The organism is Bradyrhizobium sp. 956_D2_N1_4, assembly GCF_052076025.1.
In the GTDB taxonomy this organism is placed as follows: Bacteria; Pseudomonadota; Alphaproteobacteria; order Rhizobiales; family Xanthobacteraceae; genus Bradyrhizobium; species Bradyrhizobium barranii.
This window is the reverse complement of the sequence record NZ_CP197237.1, coordinates 1950260-1970151: the sequence shown is the minus strand read 5'-3', so window position 1 is coordinate 1970151 and position 19892 is coordinate 1950260. Positions and strand designations below refer to the sequence as shown.

Annotated in this window: 14 protein-coding genes; 6 read left to right on the top strand and 8 right to left on the bottom strand. The window is 64.4% G+C overall.

Annotated features, from left to right (window positions below):
* Positions 1-10: 10 nt before the first annotated feature.
* Positions 11-2329 carry a bifunctional salicylyl-CoA 5-hydroxylase/oxidoreductase gene (locus tag AB7535_RS08815; protein ID WP_085404196.1) on the bottom strand — a complete coding sequence of 773 codons (2319 nt, stop codon included), beginning with the start codon at positions 2327-2329 and terminating at the stop codon, positions 11-13.
* A gap of 290 nt (positions 2330-2619) precedes the next feature.
* Between AB7535_RS08815 and AB7535_RS08810 the strand changes: the two genes are divergently transcribed.
* Positions 2620-3123: a MarR family winged helix-turn-helix transcriptional regulator gene (locus AB7535_RS08810; RefSeq protein WP_028149405.1), complete on the top strand. Its 504-nt coding sequence runs from the start codon at positions 2620-2622 to the stop codon at positions 3121-3123.
* A gap of 12 nt (positions 3124-3135) precedes the next feature.
* Here the strand turns inward: AB7535_RS08810 and AB7535_RS08805 are convergent, their stop codons facing one another.
* Genes AB7535_RS08805 through AB7535_RS08775 form a run of 7 tightly spaced genes read right to left on the bottom strand, consistent with a single transcriptional unit; the run spans position 3136 to position 10507 of the window.
* Complete coding sequence (locus AB7535_RS08805; RefSeq protein WP_085404197.1) at positions 3136-4797, bottom strand: ATP-dependent acyl-CoA ligase; 1662 nt, start codon at positions 4795-4797, stop codon at positions 3136-3138.
* Positions 4798-4806: 9 nt separating this feature from the next.
* Complete coding sequence (locus AB7535_RS08800; protein WP_085404220.1) at positions 4807-5964, bottom strand: ABC transporter substrate-binding protein; 1158 nt, start codon at positions 5962-5964, stop codon at positions 4807-4809.
* Between the two features lie 57 nt (positions 5965-6021).
* Entirely contained in the window at positions 6022-6804 is a 783-nt protein-coding gene (locus tag AB7535_RS08795) for a cyclase family protein (protein WP_085404198.1), read from the bottom strand.
* Between the two features lie 34 nt (positions 6805-6838).
* Complete coding sequence (locus AB7535_RS08790) at positions 6839-8080, bottom strand: SDR family NAD(P)-dependent oxidoreductase (protein ID WP_085404199.1); 1242 nt, start codon at positions 8078-8080, stop codon at positions 6839-6841.
* The gene (locus AB7535_RS08785; RefSeq protein WP_085404221.1) at positions 8077-9255 is read right to left on the bottom strand and encodes a thiolase family protein; all 1179 of its coding nucleotides are present in this window, start codon (positions 9253-9255) and stop codon (positions 8077-8079) included. Before AB7535_RS08785 ends, AB7535_RS08790 begins: the two co-directional genes overlap by 4 nt.
* Before the next feature lie 24 nt (positions 9256-9279).
* Positions 9280-9708, bottom strand: coding sequence for an organic hydroperoxide resistance protein (locus tag AB7535_RS08780; RefSeq protein WP_094184397.1), 429 nt, complete (start codon positions 9706-9708; stop codon positions 9280-9282).
* Between the two features lie 16 nt (positions 9709-9724).
* Positions 9725-10507 (bottom strand): aspartate/glutamate racemase family protein, encoded by a 783-nt coding sequence (locus tag AB7535_RS08775; protein WP_063984212.1) that lies wholly within the window; start codon positions 10505-10507, stop codon positions 9725-9727.
* Positions 10508-11126: 619 nt separating this feature from the next.
* Between AB7535_RS08775 and AB7535_RS08770 the strand changes: the two genes are divergently transcribed.
* From AB7535_RS08770 to AB7535_RS08750, 5 genes are all read left to right on the top strand, one after another.
* The gene (locus AB7535_RS08770; RefSeq protein ID WP_135215582.1) at positions 11127-12275 is read left to right on the top strand and encodes an ABC transporter substrate-binding protein; all 1149 of its coding nucleotides are present in this window, start codon (positions 11127-11129) and stop codon (positions 12273-12275) included.
* A gap of 43 nt (positions 12276-12318) precedes the next feature.
* Positions 12319-13362: a branched-chain amino acid ABC transporter permease gene (locus tag AB7535_RS08765; RefSeq protein WP_085404201.1), complete on the top strand. Its 1044-nt coding sequence runs from the start codon at positions 12319-12321 to the stop codon at positions 13360-13362.
* Positions 13359-15128 (top strand): branched-chain amino acid ABC transporter ATP-binding protein/permease, encoded by a 1770-nt coding sequence (locus tag AB7535_RS08760; protein WP_085404202.1) that lies wholly within the window; start codon positions 13359-13361, stop codon positions 15126-15128. The genes AB7535_RS08765 and AB7535_RS08760 overlap by 4 nt, the downstream gene beginning before the upstream one ends.
* A complete protein-coding gene (locus AB7535_RS08755) occupies positions 15125-15838 on the top strand; it encodes an ABC transporter ATP-binding protein (protein ID WP_014496276.1) in 714 nt (237 codons plus the stop codon). Before AB7535_RS08760 ends, AB7535_RS08755 begins: the two co-directional genes overlap by 4 nt.
* 643 nt (positions 15839-16481) lie before the next feature.
* Positions 16482-19841 (top strand): adenylate/guanylate cyclase domain-containing protein, encoded by a 3360-nt coding sequence (locus tag AB7535_RS08750; RefSeq protein WP_085404203.1) that lies wholly within the window; start codon positions 16482-16484, stop codon positions 19839-19841.
* Positions 19842-19892 lie beyond the last annotated feature (51 nt).

The window sequence follows — 19892 nt, the reverse complement described above, 5'->3', positions numbered from 1 at the left end:
CCTCCTCCGCTCATTGCCCGGCCGCAGCCGCGGCGCGCGCCAGATTGGTTTCGTATTGTCCCTTGGCGGACAGATACTGCTTCGGCCACTCGACCTTGGTGATGCCGATGCGCGCGGCTTCGTGCAGCGTCCAGGCCGGGTCGGCAAGATGCGGCCGCGCGATGGCGCAGAGATCGGCGCGGCCGGCCGCGAGAATCGAATTGGCGTGATCGGCCTCGGAGATCGCACCGACTGCGATGGTCTCAATGCCGACCTCGTTGCGGATCAGGTCGGCGAACGGCGTCTGGAACAGGCGTCCATAGATCGGCCGCTCGTCCTTCCAGACCTGCCCCGACGAACAATCGATCAGGTCCGCCCCTGCCTCCTTGAACATGGCGGCGAAGATCGCCGCATCGGCCGGAATGTTGCCGCCCTCGGTCCAGTCATGGCAGGACAGGCGCACCGACATCGGCCGGTCGGACGGCCACACCGCGCGCATCGCCTCGAACACCTCCAGCGGAAAGCGCGCGCGGTTTTCATGGCTGCCGCCGTATTCGTCCGTACGCCGGTTGGTCAACGGCGAGAGGAAGCTCGACAGCAGATAACCGTGCGCGCAATGGAGCTCGAGCCACTCGACGCCGGCGGCAGCGGCACGACGTGTTGCCGCGACAAAATCGTCGCGCACGCGGTCCATGTCGCCGCGGTCCATCGCCCGCGGCATCTGGCTGTGCGGCAGATACGGCAACGCCGACGCGGAGATCAGCGGCCAGTCTCCGGATTCAAGGGGTTGATCGATCCCTTCCCAGGGCACCCTGGTCGCACCCTTGCGGCCGGCGTGGCCGAGCTGAATCCCCACCTTGGCATGCCCGACGCCATGGACGAGCTCGACCAAGCGGCGCCACTGCGCCGCCTGTGCATCGTTCCAGAGCCCGAGGCAGCCCGGCGTGATCCGCGCATCGGGCGAGACGCAGGTCATCTCGGCGAAGACCAGCGCGGCGCCGCCCATGGCGCGCGCGCCGAGATGGGCGATGTGGAAGTCGTCGATGAGTCCGTTCTGCGCCGAGTACATCGCCATCGGCGAAACCATGATGCGGTTCGCAAGCGAAAGGCCGCGCACGCGGTGTGGCGTCAGCATCGGTGGCGGCACCCGCTCGCCGTCCTTGACCGCGATCCCTGAGCGTTCGGCGAACCAGCGCTCAAAGCCTTCCAGCCAGGAGCGGTCGCGCAGGCGAAGGTTTTCGTGGCTGATGCGCTGCGAGCGCGTCAGCATCGAATAGAAGAATTGCGGCGGCTCGAGCGTATCGGCATAGCGGTGGCCGACCACCTCGAACCATTCCATGGCGTTGCGCGCCGCATTCTGGATGCGCGCCACGTCGACGCGGCGCACCTCCTCGTACGCGTCCAGCACGGTTTCGATGCCGGCGCGACCGTGGCCATGGCGATCGAACTGGTTGGCGAGCTCGATGGCGTCGTCGAGCGCGAGCTTGGTGCCCGATCCGATGGCGAAATGTGCGGTGTGCGCGGCGTCCCCCATCAGCACGACATGAGACTTGCCGTTGAACACGCTCCATTTGCCGCAGATCAGGCGGCTGAAATTGAGCCAGGCCGAGCCGCGCAGATGGCGCGCATTGGTCAGGAGCTTCGCGCCATCGAGCGTCTCGGCGAAGATTTTTTCGCAGAACTCGATCGAGGCCTGCTGATCGAGCTCGCCAAGCCCGTGGGCGTTGTAGGCTTCTTCCGTGGTCTCGACGATGAAGGTCGAGGTCTCCGCATCAAACTTGTAGATGTGCGCCTGGAACCAGCCGTGCTCGGTCTTCTGAAAATCAAATGTAAAGGCGTCGAACGCCTTCTTGGTGCCGAGCCAGATGAAGCGGTTGGGCCGGATCACCATGTCGGGCTGGAATTGCTCGGCATAGCGAGCGCGGATCCTGGAATTGACGCCGTCACAGGCGACGATCAGGTCGGCGTCGGGGTATTCGAGATCGGATTCGACCTCGCGCTCGAAGACGAGCTCGACACCCAGCGCTTCACAGCGCCGCTGAAGAATATTGAGCAGATGCTTGCGCCCGATACCGATGAAGCCATGGCCCGTCGTGCGCTGGCGCGTCCCCTTGAAGACGAGCTCGATGTCGTCCCAGTGATTGAAGGCGTCCTCGATCTCGGCCGCGCTCTCGGGGTCGGCAAGGCGCATCGCGGACATCATGGCATCCGAGAACACGACGCCCCAGCCGAACGTGTCGTAGGGCTTGTTGCGCTCGACGACCGTGATGACATGCTCCGGGTGCCGGCGCTTCATCAGCAGGCCCAGATAGAGACCGGCCGGGCCGCCGCCGATACAGACTATGCGCATGATCCCTCGCTTTCGCGCGTCGCGCCGTGTGCCGAGCTTTCACCCAAATTATTTTAAGCATAAAATATTTCCTCGGCGCGCGTCTTGTCAAGGCGGTTCTGCAAAGACCCGGCCCACGGGCTGGTCTCCGCGGCGTCGATCTGGAGATTCAGTGTAAATTGGACACACGGCAGCGCCGATTCCGCGCCGCTCGGGCGCAGCCTTGAATTTACTTTTGGCACGAACTATCTTGCCAATGACCACGACAGCTGCGCCGGCTTTCGTCAGGCCACCAAGCCCGGGAGATTCGATTGGCACTCGCGAAGGAGTCCACGCCTGTTTCAAAGAATGGGGCGGATCAGGACGCCGAGTACAGGGCTCAAACGCGGGTCTGGCTCCGGCTGCTCGCCTGCACGACCCTGATCGAAGGCGAGTTGCGGCGCCGGTTTCGCGAAGAGTTCGATTTCACGATGCCCCGCTTCGATGTTCTGGCCCAGCTCGACCGCGAACCGAGCGGGCTTGTGCTGGGAGAATTGCCCAAGCGCCTGATGGTCTCGGCCGGGAACCTCACGCCGATCGTGGACCGCCTGGTTGAGGACGGATACATCACGCGCACGCCCTCGAACCTCGACCGCCGCGTGCAAATTGTCTGCATGACGGTCGAAGGCCGCAAGACCTTCAGACGGATGGCAAAGAGCCACGGCGCGTGGCTTGCCGAGCTGCTGGCGGATTTCCCGGCGGACCGGTTCGACGGATTGATCGGCGAGCTCGACGACCTCAAGGGTGCCGTCAGGGACGCCCTGCAAAAACCCTGAGCGGACCGACAGTCAGCGCCGCACCTTCACTCCGGCCGCCTCGCGATCCCAGGTATCCGTGGTGATGCCCGCCTCGCGCAGCACGCCCTTCTTGATCTTGCCGTTCTCAGTCAACGGCATCTGGCCCAGAATGCGCACATAGCGCGGGATGGCGAAATAGGCGATCTGGCCTTCGCAGTGCCTGACGATATCGACGGGCTCCAGCGATTGGCCCGGTTCGAGCAGGATCGCAGCCGCAACCTCGTCCTCGCCCAGCTCCGACGGCAGCGGGTAGATCGCGCAGGCGGCGACCGCGGGATGGGACTGGATGGTCTGCTCGACCTCCCATGAGGATACGTTCTCGCCGCGCCTGCGTATCGAATCCTTCATGCGGTCGATGAAGCGATAATGTCCGTCAGCATCCCGAACGACCCGATCGCCCGAATGGAACCACAGATTGCGCCAGGCCTCGACCGTCTTCTCCGGCATGCCGAAATAGCCGGTGGCAAAGGCAAAGGGTTCTCCCGCGCGAAGCACGAGCTCGCCGGCCTGCCCGTCAGGAAGCGCTGAATCATTCTCATCGACGATCCGCGCCTCGATTCCGTAGGCCAGATAGCCCATCGTTCCCGGACGATCCGACGGGATCGTGCCCGCGAACACGAAGTTCGTCTCGGTCGACCCGTAGCCGTCGACCAGCGGCACGCCAAACCGCTGAAGGAACGGACCGTGGATTTGCGGCGGCACGCCGCCGCCAAGCGCGACGCGAAGACGATGCGCCTTGTCGTTCGCATTCGTCGGCTGCGCCAGCAGCATCGACGCCATCGCGCCGAGCAGATAGCCGACCGTCGCATTGCGCCGTTGCGCGGCCGCCCAGAATCCGGACGCGGAGAATTTCGGCTCCAGCACGTAGGTGCAGCCGTTCAGGAGCGCCTGATAGAACGCGTTGAGCGCGTTGGTGTGAAACAGCGGCAGTGTCGTGAACAGCACATCGCCCTCGCGGATGCCGAGCGCTCGCGCCGAATAAATGCCCCACCAGAACAGCTGCGCCTGCGGACAGCACACACCCTTCGCTGGCCCCGTCGTGCCCGAGGTGTAGAGGATCGCAACGGTGTCGCCGGGACGCACGGCACCCGCCGGGGCCGCGGCTCCCAGCGCCGGCAACGGTACGGCGGAAAGCCGGGCATCGACTGCACCGGCGGCAGCTCCGACGATCCAGGTGCGGGGTGGCAGTTCAACACCCGCCTCGACGCTCTCGATCGCGTCGACGAACTGAGTCTCGACGACAAGGAGCGCGGGACGCGAGTTGCGGAAGATGTGGGAGAGCTGGAAGCCGCGCAGCGCGGTATTGATCGGGACCGCGATGGCACCAAGCCACGCGCAGCCGAGATAGACCTGCAGGAACTCCGGACGGTTCGAACACATCAGCGCGACCCGATCGCCCGGCCTGATCCCGGCGTCGACGAGCGCCTGGGCCGACGCGGCCGCGATCGCCGCGGTCTGCCCAAAGCTCCAGCGCGTCTCACCGGCGACGAGGAGCACGCGCTCGCCGTAGCGCTCGGCCTGCCGGGTGAGGATCGTTGAGAGGATGCGGTCCGACGCCGGAAACAACGTCACTGCACACGCCCAGGCCGGCGTCACGTTCCCCCGGCCGACCGCGTCGCTGACGTTCACCGGCGCGTTCTCCGTCACGATCATGCTCCCGTCTCAGGGCAACAGCTTGTATTTGCCGTTCTCAATCTGGACCATGACGCGCGAGCGATCGTCGACGCCATGCCGATCCGCCGGTGTATAGGTGTAGACGCCCTGCGTCCCGACGACCTCCTTGGTCGTGAACAGCGCCTGACGAAGCGCGGTGCGGAATTCCGGCGAACCCGACTTGGCACCGGTTGCCATCGCGCGCTTGGCGGCATCGGCGAACACGAGCCAGCCGTCGAAGGAATAGGACGAGAATGAATCCGTCGGCGCCTCGCCGTTCGCCTTCTCGAAGGCAGTGCGGAAATCCAGGGCCACCTTCTGGATCGGATTGCTCGACGGAAGTTGCTCCGCCGCGGTCACGGGTCCAGTCGGGCAGATGATGCCGTTGGCGGCCTTGCCGGCGAGACGCAGGAAATCGGCGCTGATCAGCCCATGATTGCCGTATAGCGGCCCTTTATATCCCCGCTCGGACAAGGCGATGACCGGCAACGCGCCGGGCGTTCCAGTGCCGCCGAGCATGATCGCGTCGGGACGTGCGGCGAGTGCACGCAGCACCTGAGCCGTCACCGAAGAATCCGATCTGGCGTAGCGTTCGTTGGCAATGATCTTGATGTCGGTCGTCTTCACACTCTGCTCGAGCGAGTTGTACATGAGGTCGCCGAACGCATCGGAGAAGCCGATGAACGCGACGGTCTTCAGGCCCTTCGTCTTCATGTGATCGACGATGCCTTGCACGAGAAGCGGCGTCGGCTGCGGCGTCTGGACGACCCAGGGGCCGCCGTCGCCCGGCGGCACCGGCGCGATCGGTGACACCGCGATCATCGGCACTTTCATCTCGATCGCGGCGGTCGCCATCGCCAGGGTCTGCGGCGCGCCCGACGTTCCGATCAGGATATCGACCTTCTCCTGCTCGACGAGCTTGCGCGCGTTGCGCGCCGAGGCGGTGGCATCGGAAGCGTCGTCGAGTTGGATGACGCGGACCTTCTCGCCGCTGATCTCACCGACATAGGCCTCTCCCGCGGCGATGCCCTTCGCATTCGGGATGCCGATCGAGGATACCGGCCCGCTGAGACCGGTGACGAAGCCGACGAGGATCTCGGCCTGCGCAAGTTGCGGGACGGCGAGAAGCAATGCGGTGGAAGCCAGCAGGCTCTTGATCAAGTTCATGGCACCTGTCTTTCGTGAGGATGTCTTGTTCCGATTGGCAAGCGCCATGGATTGGATTCAGGTTGACGCAACCAGCGCGATGACGCGAAGCGGACTGCCGGAGCCGTTCTGGATCTTCAGCGGCGAGGCCACGATGACCGCCCCGGTGGGTGGAAGCTGATCCAGGTTGCACAGGCATTGCAGGCCGTAGCGTCCGGCGCCGTGCAGGAAATGATGCGCTGGATAAGGCGGCTCGAAATGACCGGCCTGGCCCGCATCCGTACCGATGGTCTCGGTGCCGAACCCGATGACGCCGCGCTCCTCCACCAGCCACTTCATGACGGCCGCGTTGGGGCCGGGCGTATGTGCGCCGTCATCCCTGAGATTGGAGTAGTCGCGCCAGCCCTTCTTCGACCAGTCGGTCCTGAGCAGCACCCAGTTCCGCTCGGGGATCCGGCCGTGCTTTGCTTCCCAGGCCTCGACGAGCGGGACCGTCAGCAGGAAATCGGGATCCTGCGCCGCCTGCGCGGAGCAGTCGATCACGCAGGCCGGCGCGATCATGTCCTTGGTCGGCATCGTGTCGACGGCATTGTTCGGCAGGTTCTTGCCCGTGAACCAGTGAATCGGCGCGTCGAAATGCGTGCCGGTGTGTTCGCCAAACGTGACGTTGTTCCAGTACCAGGCCGGACCGCGACCGTCATAACGCGAGATTTCCTGGATACGGACCGGCGCGGCCTGGCCGAACTCCGGCGGCAGCACGATGACCGGAAAATCCGGACTGAGCGTAAACGTTAGATCGACGACGCGCACCGCGCCGGAAGAAACCGCACCCGCCAGCTCCAGGAGATTGTTGCTCTGCATCGTCACGTCCTCCGGCTTGGTTGAAATCCCGATGTCACCTGTCGAGCTCGCGCTCGAGCGCTTTCGGATTGGCCGCGAGACGTTGCCGGATCTCTTCGGCGACATCTCCCACATACATCTCCTCGAGCCCGCCTTTGAGACCCGACACGATCGCCTGCGCGATTGCGCGCGGCGCGACCTTCGGCGGCGGTACGGTCTGGAACCACTCGGTGTCGACGGGCCCGGTGAACAGATTCATCACCCTGACGCCGCCGGGCCTGAGCTCGGCGCGGAGGCAGTGCGAGAGCGAGAGGCACGCCGCTTGCGAGGCCGAGTAGGCGCCAAAGGCAGGCCAGTTCGCCAGCGCATGGACCGAGAGAATGTTGACCCACGCGGCACTGTTGTTGATGCCATCGGCACCCCGCATCCGCATGGCAGGGCCGAAGGCCTGTGCGAGGTTGATGAAGCCGAGATAGGCTTGGTCGATCTCGTCGCGCGCGATGCTCGTGCCCCTGCGGTCGAGCAGGCCTCCCGGCCGCACATATTCCGTCGTGTTGACGAGGATATCGACCTTGCCGCCGATGTCGGCCGCGAGATCCGCCGCAGATTTCTCGTCGGCCGCGTCAAGAGTCACGATCTCGACTCCGTCCTGGCCGCGCAGCAGCTGCTCGCCGGCGAAAGGCCGCCACGGTTCGGCAATGCCGACGAACACCGTCTTGGCGCCTGCAGCCTTCAAGGCGGCGACGGCCTCCTGACCGATCACGCTCCGACCGTTGGTGACCAGCACGCGCCGGAATTTCGGATCGGCCGTCATTTCCCGCCATTGCTTGTCGTCTGCCATGTTGGGAGTCTCCCCCTCGGGATGGGCAAAGGCCACTGCCTGACCGCTCTTGTCGAGTTGAAACGACATGCGGACCGGTGCCCCCTCCACGCAGTCGGCATGGAGGTGCGTCACAATCGTCGGACCGCATTCCATCTTCACGAGGCCGATGCGCCAGGGCGCCCGCTCGCGAAAATAGACATCGCTCGGCACGCGCGCAGTCGTTTCGGCAAGAAGAACACCGCGTCGTGGCGCATCGACGAAGGCAAGGCCGGCCGACAGGCAAGACGGGCAGGCCTCCCGCGCCGGATAAGCAAAAGAACCGCAGGCGTCACAGCGTTGCAGCATGAAGCGGCCCTCGGCGGCTGCCCGCGTAAACCCATGCGACGTCCTGCTGCGCGGTCGCGGCGGCGAAGCAGGCAGCCGCGTCCGCAGCAGCGGGTCCTTGCGCCGGGGCGGCTTGATCGGCTCTATCATCGCGACGACCCTGCAAAGATCGCGGCGCCCGAGGCGAGACCACGGTCATAGTTGATCATACCGAACCCCGAGGCCAAGGCGAGGCTCGCGTTCTCGACCTGCGTGGGGCCTGCAGTCCCCAGAACCTGTCGAAGTCCCTCGACGAGACCGAGATAGGCGCCGGCGGCGCCGGCCTGTCCGGCCGAGAGCTGTCCGCCCGACGTGTTGTGCGGAAAGTCGCCGTCGATGGTGAGATCGTGCTGGCGCACGAACTCGGCCCCCTCCCCCTTGTTGCAGAATCCGAGGTCCTCGAACTGCATCATCGTGATGACGGGGTAGTCGTCATAGGTCTGTACGATATCGAGATCGTCGGGCCTCACGCCGGCCATCGCGTAGAGCTCGCCGACGTCCATTGCCCAGCCGCCGCGGACCTGCATCGGATCGTCGGCAAAGGCATTGTGCCGCTCGATCGTCGAAAGCAGCCGTGCTGCCGTCAGCCCGAGCGAAGCCGCGGTCTCGTCCCGCATCACCAGGAAGGCTTCGGCGCCGGCGCATGGCATCACGCAGTCGAAGAGATGGATGGGATCGGAGATCGGCCGGGCCGCCAGATATTGCTCCATCGTCAGCGGCGTCTTCATCAGCGCATGCGGGTTGCGCAGGGCATTGGCGCGCTGGGCGACGGCGATCCTGCCGACATCCTCACGCGTGACGCCGAAGCTCCGCATGTAGTTGCGGGCGATCAGCGCGAAGCTCGCATTGGCGCCACCGGCGCCATAGGGATAGACGGCATCCTGGTTGAAGCGCGAGAAGTTCTCCAGCGTCAGCCGGAAGGAATCGACGTGGTTGGTATCGCCGGCGATGCACGCCACGATGTCGGCGTCGCGCGCCTGAACCGCGCGCGCCGCTTTTCGCAAGCCTGCGATGGCGCTGGCGCCACCGAGCGGAATCGTATCCAGCCAACGCACGCAGAGCCCGAAATGCTGCGTCAACCCGATCCCGCTGTCGGTGCCCATGGTGAAGCTGGAGACGCACAGACCGTCGATGTCGGAAGCCTTGATGCCGGCCTGCGCAACGAGCGTACTCAGTGCCCGGCCGATCCACCACTGCGCACTCTCGATGGAGTAGCGCGCATAGGGAATCGTGACGGGCGCCGCAATCACGACGCCGTCGTACGGTGTGCGCAAGGTATTGGTCACCAACCGTCCGCCTCGTTCGTTGTCTCAGATGACCGTCAGCTTCACGGCAATATTGCCGCGGGTTGCATTCGAATAGGGGCAGCGCTCGTGCGCGCCCGCGACGACCTCCTCGGCCACCGACCTCTCGACACCGGGCAGATTGACCTTCAGTTCGACGGCGAGCGCATATCCGACGGGAACCGGACCCATCGCAACCTTCGCGGTCACTGACGGCTCAGCGGATGGGACGACCTTCCGGGTACGCGCGACGAGCTTGACCGCACCGAGAAAGCAGGCGGCGTAGCCGGCCGCAAAGAGCTGTTCGGGGTTGGTGCCTTCGCCCCCGGGACCGCCCAGCGATTTCGGCACGGACAGCGATACCGACAACAGGCCGTCGGCGCTGGCGGCCTTGCCGTCCCGGCCGCCGGTCGCCGTCACCTCGGTCTCGTACAGGATCTTTTCGGGAGTCATCATCATTCATTCTCCAGTCCTAGCGGCTGTTGCGAGCAAGCAGTGCGCGGAAATCGTCGCGCGCCTGGGCGCTGGCCCGCTTGAAGCTCGGCCCGCGGCTGGGCTCGGTGCCATTGAGCTGCCGGAGCTGCACCCACATCTCGGCACTTTTCAGCGCCACCGCCGCGCAATTGACCACCGGCGCGTGCCCGACCTTCAGGCCATGCTCCCTTCCGATCAGAAGGCCCGGCAGTACACCGGCGGGGATCACGACGTCGGCGCCGTGCTCGATCAGCGGGCGTGCGCAGGCGACAAAGTCCTTGATCATGCGGGCTTGCGCGGCCTGATCTCCGTCAAAGGCATCGGCGAAATCCGCCGGCTTGCAGCCAAGGCCGGTCACATGGACCACGCGATCGCCGAGGCCATAGCGCTCGGCCTGCTCGTAGTGCCAGACCTCGAAGACGGGATCGAGCGTCACAAGGCCGAGCCTCCGGCCGAGTTGAGAGGCCGCCAGCAATGTCGCCTCGCCGGTCCCGATCACGGGAATGTCGAGCGTCGAACGCAACTCGTAGAGTCCGGGATCCTGGAAATGTCCCATCACGAAGGCGTCGAACCCGCCCTCCTCGGCCGCGATGCCGTTGTCGATCGCCTGGACGGCGCAGCGCAATTCCGCGAGCCGTCCGAACTCCCGGTCGGGCGGCGAAATGCCCTCGACGTGAACTGTCGTGCCCGATGCGGCGATGTTGTTGAGGTATTCCGACAGCCGCGCCATGTAGGGCGCGTTCACGCTCGCATCAACGAAGCTCTGCCAGAAGATGCGCATCGTCCTTCTCCTCAGGCGGTGATCGGAGGATCGGTCGTCGACGGCCGATAAATATATTTCAATCATAAACTAATTCACGCGTCAAATGCGCTCGGCGTCGTCGCCGACGGCCACCGCCACCGCAAGGGAAGCCCGGCCTTTTCGTACGCTCGATCGGCATTGAGGCGCCGCACTCTGGCGAAATTGTATGCAACAACATTTTTTCTGACAGAGCCGTGACACGTGTTGACGGCTCCACCAACAATACTTTAGGCTTTAAGTAATTCCTCGCCGGCCAGGGACCGGTGGATGTTGCAGGGCACCGATTTTGAGAGACTCGATCGTGTGGACAGTCGCCGTGCTCGAACAGCCGGCAGCAACAGCATCGCCGGCCGCGCATCGCGGCCGGGCCAACGGCCTTTCGTTGCTTCAGGAAAGTCCCGCCCGCATCTGCGGATGGGCCTGTCGTTCGAGCGGCAACCAGCGCCATGGCCGCTGAGATCCGGCCGAGCAAACCCTCTTCGGTCGCGCCCGGATTTCGGCGCTGCAGCAAAGCTTTCAATCGGTTCATTCGTCGTTCGGGCTCCCCGCACGGCAGCTTCGAGGCATTCCTATCCAGCACCAACGGAGGAGAACGCGTATGCGCAAGACTCTGAGCCTACTCGCACTTGTCGCCGGACTCTTCGCAGCGCCGGCTGCGCAGGCCGACATCACCATCGGCTTCGTCACCTCGCTGAGCGGCAACGGCTCGTCGATCGGCATCCCCTATGGGCGCGGCATCAACGCCGCTTATGAGTACAAGAAGACCATCAACGGCGAGACCATTCGCCTGATCCAGCTCGACGACGGCTCCGACCCGTCGGCCGCGACCCGCAATGCGCGCAAGCTGGTCGAAGAAGAGAAGGTGGACCTCCTGATCGGCACGGCCACGGCGCCCTCGACCATCGCCATGGCGGCGGTGGCGAGCGAGCTGAAAGTGCCGATGATCGCGGTCTCGCCGATCGGCAAGCTGCCGGATACGCCGGAGCAGTGGGTGGTGTCGGTGCCGCAGCCGGCCTCTCTCCTCGTTAAGATCGTCGCCGACCGCATGAAGCGCGACGGCATGAAGAACATCGGCTATGTCGGCTTCTCCGATGCCTGGGGCGACCTCGTCTACAACGGCGCCAAGGCCGCCGAAGCCGCCGGTGACATCAAGATTCAGACCAACGAGCGCTATGCCCGCACCGACACCTCGGTCACCGCGCAGATTCTCAAGGTGATGGCCGCGCGTCCCGACGCCGTGCTGGACGGCGGCTCGGGTACGCAAGGCGCGCTGCCGCTCCTCACGCTCGCCGAGCGGGGCTTCAAGGGAAACACCTACGGCACGGTGGCACTCGTCAATCCGGACTTCGTCAATGTCGGCGGCAAGGCGGCCGACGGCATTCAGGTCTCCGCGGGTCCCGTGATCGTCGCCGAGCAGCTTCCCGACGAGCACTTTGCCAAGAAGATCGCGCTGGATTTCCGCAGCGTCTACCAGAAGATCCATAACATCCCGACCACCGACGGCTTCTCCGCCTATTCCTTCGACGCCTGGCTGATTTTCGCCAACGCTGCCGAGCGCGCGCTCAAGACCGCCAAGCCCGGAACGGCGGAATTCCGTGCGGCGCTGCGGGACGCGATCCTCAGCACCAAGGAGCTGCCGGGCGTGCATGCCGTCTACAATTTCAAGCCCGGTGCGGTCACCGGCGTCGACGAGCGCTCGCTCGTCGTGGTGCGCCTGACCGGCGGCGCCTGGAAGTACGCGCCATAACCGGATCAATGGCCCCGGCATCACAGGGAGCAACGACGTCTCAATGACGAGCGACATTGCAGCCATTCTCGCGATCGACGGGATCGCCACCGGGGCCGTCTATGCCCTGGTGGCGATCGGGACCGTCCTGATCTTCACGGTGACGCGCGTCATCTTCATTCCCTTCGGCGACATCGCGGCCTTCACCGCGCTGACGCTTGCCGCCCTCGACGCGAAGCGCTTTCCGGGCACGGGAGCGCTGGTCGTGATCCTGGCCTGTCTTGCGACCCTGATCGAGATCATCTCGCTGGTGCGCTCCGGCGAACTCCGGCTGCTGCCCCGTGCGCTGTCCTTCTATCTCCTGCTTCCGCTCGCCGTGGTCGGTGCAGCCTGGCTTGTCATGCGCCTGGACCCGCCGCTTGCCGTCAGGCTCCTGCTGGCGCTGATGCTGATCACGCCGATCTCGCCGCTTCTGGATCGGATCGTCTTCCGTCCAATTGCTGACGGCACCGTGCTGCTGTTGCTGACGGTGTCCGTCGCGCTGCATTTTGCGCTGGTCGGCCTCGGCCTGTTGTTCTTCGGGCCCGAAGGGGTCCGAACCGAGCCGCTGACCTCGCTCTCGACCGAGTTCGCGGGCGTGCTGATCTCGGGCCAGACCATGCTGATCGTGATCGCGGCCCTCGTTTTCAGCGGCCTCCTCTACCTCTTCTTCGACTTCACGCTGGTCGGAAAATCGCTACGCGCCACGGCCGTCAACCGGACCGGCTCCCGGCTGATGGGAATACGCCCCGCCCGCGCCGGCACGATCGCCTATCTGCTGGGATCGCTGATGGCCGGCGTATCCGGCATCCTGATCGCGCCGGTGAACACCGTGTTCTACGATTCCGGCTTCCTGATCGGCCTCAAGGCCTTCGTCGGCGCCATCGTCGGCGGCATGACCAGCTATCCCGGTGCGGCGATCGGCGCCGTCGGCGTCGGCATCCTCGAAAGCTTCGCCTCCTTCGAGAGCAGCGCGCTCAAGGACGTCATCGTCTTTTCGCTGCTGATCCCGATCCTGATCTGGCGATCTCTCGCCTCGCTGCATTCCGAGGAGGAGATCGAGGAATGACGCGCCTCCACATCCAGCTTGCCGCCGTCCTCGCCGTGCTGTGTCTCGCGGTGGCTCCCTTCGTGCTCAGTCCGTTCAGCATCACGCTGATGAACTATATCGGCATCTATTCGCTGGTCGCCATTGGTCTTGCACTCCTCACCGGCGTCGGCGGTATCGTGTCGTTCGGACAGGCGGCGTTCGTCGGTGTCGCGGCCTATGCAACCGCGTGGGTCTCCGCGTTGAACGGGTACTCCCCGTGGCTCGGCCTCGTGTTCGGCGTGGTGCTGACCTGCGGCGTCGCAACCGTTCTCGGCGTCGTCACCCTGCGACTTCAGGGCCATTTCCTGTCGCTCTCGACCGTCGCCTGGGGCCTTGCGATCGGCTTCCTGTTCGGCAATGTCGAGGGGCTCGGCCGCTTCAACGGCATCTCGTCGATCCCGCCGATCAGCTTCGGTTCCATTGCGCTGGTCACGAGCGCCCAGATCTATTTCCTGATCTGGGGCATCGTCGCCGCAGTGCTTTTCCTCGGCTACAACCTGCTGGACTCCCGGCTCGGCCGCGCCATGCGCGTGCTCCGCGGCGGCAATACGCTGGTCGAGAGCCTCGGCATCAACGCTTTCCGCATCAAGCTCGTGACCTTCGTGATCGCGGCCTTCCTCGCCTCGCTCTCCGGCTGGCTCTATGCGCATATGAGCCGCTTCATCAGCCCGGGTCCGTTCGATGCCGGCATGGGCATCGAATATCTGATGATGTCGATGGTCGGCGGCGCCGGCAGCCTGCTCGGCGGCGTCGTGGGGGCCGCGGTCGTCACGCTGCTCAAGAACAGCGTGCAGGATTATCTGCCGCTGATCGCCAAGGGTGCCTCCGGCCAGCTCGAGATCGTCGCCTTCTCCGCACTGTTCATCTTGTTCCTGCAATGGGCCCGGCAAGGCATCGTTCCCTTCGTCGCCCGCTATCTGCCCAAGGCCAGGCGCGAGCGACCTCAACCGGCGCCGCCCCTGCCCCGTCGCGCGCAACCGACGCCCGGGGAGCTGCTTCTGAAAGTGGATGGTGCCGAGCGCCGGTTCGGCGGCCTCGTCGCGGTCAACAATGTCAGCTTCGAGGTCCGCGCCGGCGAAATCCTTGCCGTCATCGGCCCCAACGGCGCCGGCAAGAGCACGATGTTCAACTGCCTGACCGGGGCGCTCCGGGTCAACAAGGGTGAGATCGTCTTTGCGGGACGCCCGATCACGCATGACGCGCAGTCCCGCATCGCCAAGGCGGGCGTCGCGCGAACCTTCCAGCATGTGAAGCTGAGGCCGCGCATGAGCCTGCTGGAAAACGTGATGCTCGGCACCTATGCGCGCACGAGCGCCGGCCTGTTCGCCGGCGCCTTCCGCCTCAACGGGCGTGAGGAAGCCAGTACCCGGCACGAGGCGCTGATGCAGCTCGAACGGGTCGGGCTCGGCGAGAAGCCGTTCGAGCTCGCGGGCAATCTGCCGCTCGGCAACCAGCGCATCCTCGAGATCGCGCGTGCGCTCGCCGCTGACCCTGCGCTGCTGGTGCTGGACGAGCCGGCCGCCGGCCTTCGCCGCCAGGAGAAGCTGCGGCTTGCGGAACTGCTCAGGTCGCTGCGGGCGGACCATCTGACCATCCTGATCGTCGAGCATGACATGGAGTTCGTGATGTCGCTGGTCGACCGCATCGTGGTGCTCGATTTCGGCTCAAAACTCTGCGAAGGCGCGCCAGCCGCGATCCGCAGCGACGAGCGGGTGCAAGAGGCCTATCTCGGAGGCGTCGCGTGAGCGAGATGCTGTCCATGACGGATGTGACGGTCTGCTACGACAATGTCGAAGCGGTCCGCAACGTGTCGCTGTCGGTCGAGGAAGGTCAGATCGTCACCGTCATCGGCCCGAACGGTGCCGGCAAGACCACGCTGCTGATGGCGGCCATCGGCCTGCTGGCCTCGCGCGGCCGCATGGTCTTCCAGGGTCACGACATCGGCAGGATGTCGGTCGAAGACCGCGTCGAGCGCCGGCTGTGCCTGGTGCCGGAGAAGCGCGAGCTGTTCTCCGACATGACGGTCGCGGACAACCTCCTGCTCGGCTCCTACAGCCTGCGCGACCGCTCGGGCGTCCAGAAGACGCTGGACGAGGTCTATGACCGCTTCCCCCGGCTGAAGGAACGGCAGCGCCAGGCGGCAGGCACGCTCTCCGGCGGCGAGCGCCAGATGCTCGCGCTCGGCCGCGCGCTGATGGCCAAGCCGAAACTGCTCATGCTGGACGAGCCGAGCCTCGGCCTCGCGCCGCTGATCGTGCGCGAGATCTTTCGCACCATCGCGTCGCTACGCGACTTGGGCGTCTCCATCCTGCTGGTCGAGCAGAACGCCCGCGCCGCGCTCGAGACGGCTGACTATGGCTATGTGCTCGAGACGGGCGAGGTCGTGCAGTCGGGCCCGGCCAAGGACCTCATCCACGATCCCAGGCTGATCACGGCCTATCTCGGCGGGCACTAGCGCTGGTTCGGATCAGGCTCGGCGAGCCGTACAACAAAAATATCGAAAAACAACCCCATGCACAGTAGCTGGCGACAGCGATATCAATGGCTTGATACCCAGCAACTGCGGATTTAGCGAAATCAACTTGATCCGTCGGGCAAAACAGTGGCACAATGCCATCATCGCTGCCCATGGATAGCCGATGGCTTCCATCGCCAACTCGGACATCCCAGTTACTAGGGGATCAGCAAGCTAAAGCCCGCCCGCGACGATTGGGAACGGTGGAGCATACCATCACCCGATGAAATGGCGTCGCCTGCGCGCCCACATCTTGGGCGACAGCAAAGGCTAATCAATGATGCTCTAATCGGCGCGATAAACCGAACATCAGTTGCGCTCCATCTTGAATCCGCATTTTGGCACAAAGTGCATATTACGTCCGGCCTCGCCGAGCACCGCCATTGGCTCATGGCAGACCTATCGTGGCCGTCTGCTTGATGTCGACTTTTGACCCAACTGCGACATCGCTTGGCAGCATCCAGTTTTCGCCGGAGCCCTTTCAATTGGGCGAGAGGTCCGGCGATCTGCGCCTCCGGCGATAGATGCGCCTTCGCAGGCTATTCCAATGTGCTATTCTTATCGCATAAGCCATAGGTATCCCATGACAGGTACTGCGGAGTGGCTCGCATCGATCGGTTTGGGGGAGTACGCCCAGCGTTTCGCCGAGAACGCCATCGATTTCTCGGTCGTTAGCGATCTCACGGAGCAGGACCTCAAGGACCTTGGCGTCCTGCTTGGGCACCGGCGCAAAATTCTGCGCGCAATTGCAGAACTCAAGAGTGAAGTCCTCGTATCAGTCCGAACGGCCGCCAAACCAGCGCCGCGGGACAGCGCCGAGCGGCGCCAACTGACGGTCATGTTTTGCGATCTGGTGGACTCGTCGGCACTTGCGGCCCGACTGGATCCAGAGGACTTGCGCGCAGTCATCGGCGCCTATCACGACTGCATCGCGGATGTTATCGCCCGGAGTGAGGGCGTCATCGCGCGGTACATGGGGGATGGCGTGCTTGCCTATTTCGGCTATCCCCAGGCGCACGAGGACGATGCCGAGCAGGCGACACGCGCGGGACTGACACTGGTCGATGCCGTGGCCAATCTCCAGACAGATATCGGTACGAGACTACAGGTCCGCGTTGGCATCTCCACCGGAATGGTCGTCGTGGGCGATCTGACCGGCGAAGGCGCCGCCAAGGAGCAGGCGGTGATTGGTGAGACACCGAACCTGGCCGCTCGCCTGCAGCAGTTCGCCGAGCCCGGCATGGTGCTGATTTCCGAGAGCACCCACCAGCTCACCGATGGACATTTCGAGTACCGCGATCTCGGCCCTGTCGCGCTCAAAGGATGGGCGGAACCAATACCTGCCTGGCAGGTGCTCGGGATCAGTGGAGTGGAAAGCCGCTTCGAGGCGCAGCACAAGACGCGGTTGACATCGCTAATCGGGCGTGACGAGGAGATCGAGCTGCTGTTGCGGCGCTGGCGGCATGCCGCGTCAGGCGAAGGCTGCGTCGTGGTTCTAACTGGAGAGCCGGGTATCGGTAAGTCGCATATCGCGCTGGCGCTTCAAGAGCGGCTCCAGGCCGAACCACACATTACGGTACGGCACTTCTGCTCGGCGCACCACGCCAACAGTGCGCTGTATCCATTCATCGTCAACCTCGAACGTGCCGCCCGGTTCGAGCGAGGCGAGACGCCGACGGAGAAGTTTGCCAAGCTTGAAGCTCTGCTCTTGCGGTTTGGCGCCGATGCAGACCGCGTGGTGCCGGCCCTGGCCAATCTTCTGTCGCTTCCGCTCTGCGATCGCTATCGCCTTCCCGAAATGACTCCGCAAACCCGCAAGGACATGACGCTGGCGGCGTTCCTGGCCCAGCTCGAAGCATTGGCGGCGCGTCAGCCGGTGTTCGTGATATTCGAGGATGCCCATTGGGCGGATCCGACGTCGCTGGAACTGCTCGCGGTTACACTGGAAAAGCTGCCGCGGCTTCGCGTGCTGCTGCTGATCACGGCGAGACCGGAGTTCGCCCCGCCCTGGCCTGGTCATGCCCATGTGACGACGATCTCGCTCACGCGGCTCAGTCGGCGCAACGGGGCGGCATTGGTCGAGCGCGTCACCGCCGGCAAGACGCTCCCCGAGGAGGTCATGCACCAAATCCTCGCCCGTACCGATGGCGTACCCTTGTTCGTCGAGGAACTGACGAAGGCCGTGCTCGAAACCGGGCTGTTGCAGGAACGGGACGACCATTACACGCTCAGCCGTCCGCTACCATCGATGGCGATTCCGACGACGTTGAGCGCATCGCTGATGGCCAGGCTCGACCGATTGGCTCCTGTGAAATACGTGGCTCAGATCGGCGCCGTCGTGGGGCGCGAGTTCTCCTACGAACTGCTGAGCGCCGTTGCCGAGTTGCCAAGGCAGACGCTGGAGGAAGCGCTTGCCCAGCTTGTCCGGGCGGAGCTGATATTCTGCCGGGGCGAGATACCCCGGGCTGTCTATACTTTCAAGCATGCGCTGGTACGCGACGCTGCAGAATCCGGGCTGCTGAAGAGCCGACGCGCTACGCTGCACGCCACCATCGCGGACGTGTTCGAGCAACAGTTCCCGGAAATCGTGGAGGCTCAACCCGAGACTCTCGCGCTCCACCTCACGGAGGCGGGACTGTTCGAAAAGGCAGGAGAATATTGGCTTCAGGCGGGAAGGAAGGCGGCCATGCGCTCCGCCAACCTCGAAGCTATCGCACACCTGCGGAAGGGCATCGAGGTGTTGGCCCATTTGGCCGACGGTGCTCGGAAGGACAGACGAGAGCTTGATTTCCAGTTCGCGCTGGGACCATGCCTGATCGCTACCCAGGGACCGGCATCGCCACATGCGGTGGCGATCTTCGCTCGCGCGCGCGAGCTGTGCCAGCGCCTCGCCGATCCCCCCGAGCAACTACAAATCATGTTCTGGTTGACCACCGCGAGCGTCATTCGTGGTGAGTTGCCGGTCGCCGAAGAAATGATCTCGGCGCTGCTCGAACTCGCGGAGGCGCGCGGCGATCGACCAACGTTGCTCAACGCGATGCGTGGACAAGGCATGATTCGACTTTTCATGGGACATCTCGAAGGAGCCCACGAAGTGATCGTACGGGCCTTCGAAGCGTTCGAGGCAAGCAACGAGCAGGACAGATTGGCGGCGCGTGCCGCCGGCCAGGATGCGGGCGTGGCCGACCTTGCCCTGATGTCATGGGTGCTCTGGCTGCTGGGCCGCCCCGATACCGCGCTCGCACGACTGGATACCGCCATTCGGCGTGCCGACGCCATTGGTCATCCGCATTCGCAGGCCTATGGATGTTACTATGCGTCCATTCTCCACGCTCTTCGGGGCGAGTTCCTGACTGCGCACGGCTATGCGGAACGCTGTCTTGCCTTGTCGGAGGAGCACGGATTCCGGCAATGGAGAGGATTGGCGCGCGCCGTTCGAGGGATAAGTGCCACCTTTCTTGATCCTTCGTCCGCCGCGCTCGCGGAAATCCAGGGGGCGATGAACGAATATCGCAACGCGGGCTATCAGCTCGGCATCACGGCCCTATACGTGCTCCTGAGCCCGGCCCTATTGTCGAGCCGTCAGCGCGAAGCCACGCTCGAGCTGATCGAACAGGGCCTTGCCACAACCAGCCGCAATAGCGAGCGGATATTTGAGGCCGAACTGTACCGACTGAAGGCGCGCGCGCTGCTCTTCGATGAAGTACCGGGAGCCGGCACCGAGGCGCAATCACTGTTCGAGCGCGCACTGACAACTGCAACAAGCCAACACGCCAAGGCCCTTGAACTTCGAGTTGCAGTGGACCTCGGCGCCTTGTGGGTCGATCAGGGCAGACACAAGGACGCGCTCAATCTGCTCGCGCCCATCTACGCCGGCTTCGCCGAGGGTTTTGAAACGCAGGATCTAAAGCAAGCGAAGGCACTGCTCGATCGACTGCAGTAATTTTTCCCGGATCACAGATATTGGAGTCTGGTTCAGCGGTCGCAGAGCTAC

Bases quoted from the DNA above. Each gene is read 5' to 3' on its own strand.
- AB7535_RS08815 (WP_085404196.1), bottom strand. From the start codon at position 2,329: ATGCGCATAGTCTGTATCGGCGGCGGCCCGGCCGGTCTCTATCTGGGC.
- AB7535_RS08805 (WP_085404197.1), bottom strand. From the start codon at position 4,797: ATGATCGTGACGGAGAACGCGCCGGTGAACGTCAGCGACGCGGTCGGC.
- AB7535_RS08800 (WP_085404220.1), bottom strand. From the start codon at position 5,964: ATGAACTTGATCAAGAGCCTGCTGGCTTCCACCGCATTGCTTCTCGCC.
- AB7535_RS08795 (WP_085404198.1), bottom strand. From the start codon at position 6,804: ATGCAGAGCAACAATCTCCTGGAGCTGGCGGGTGCGGTTTCTTCCGGC.
- AB7535_RS08790 (WP_085404199.1), bottom strand. From the start codon at position 8,080: ATGATAGAGCCGATCAAGCCGCCCCGGCGCAAGGACCCGCTGCTGCGG.
- AB7535_RS08780 (WP_094184397.1), bottom strand. From the start codon at position 9,708: ATGATGACTCCCGAAAAGATCCTGTACGAGACCGAGGTGACGGCGACC.
- AB7535_RS08775 (WP_063984212.1), bottom strand. From the start codon at position 10,507: ATGCGCATCTTCTGGCAGAGCTTCGTTGATGCGAGCGTGAACGCGCCC.
- AB7535_RS08770 (WP_135215582.1), top strand. From the start codon at position 11,127: ATGCGCAAGACTCTGAGCCTACTCGCACTTGTCGCCGGACTCTTCGCA.
- AB7535_RS08765 (WP_085404201.1), top strand. From the start codon at position 12,319: ATGACGAGCGACATTGCAGCCATTCTCGCGATCGACGGGATCGCCACC.
- AB7535_RS08760 (WP_085404202.1), top strand. From the start codon at position 13,359: ATGACGCGCCTCCACATCCAGCTTGCCGCCGTCCTCGCCGTGCTGTGT.
- AB7535_RS08750 (WP_085404203.1), top strand. From the start codon at position 16,482: ATGACAGGTACTGCGGAGTGGCTCGCATCGATCGGTTTGGGGGAGTAC.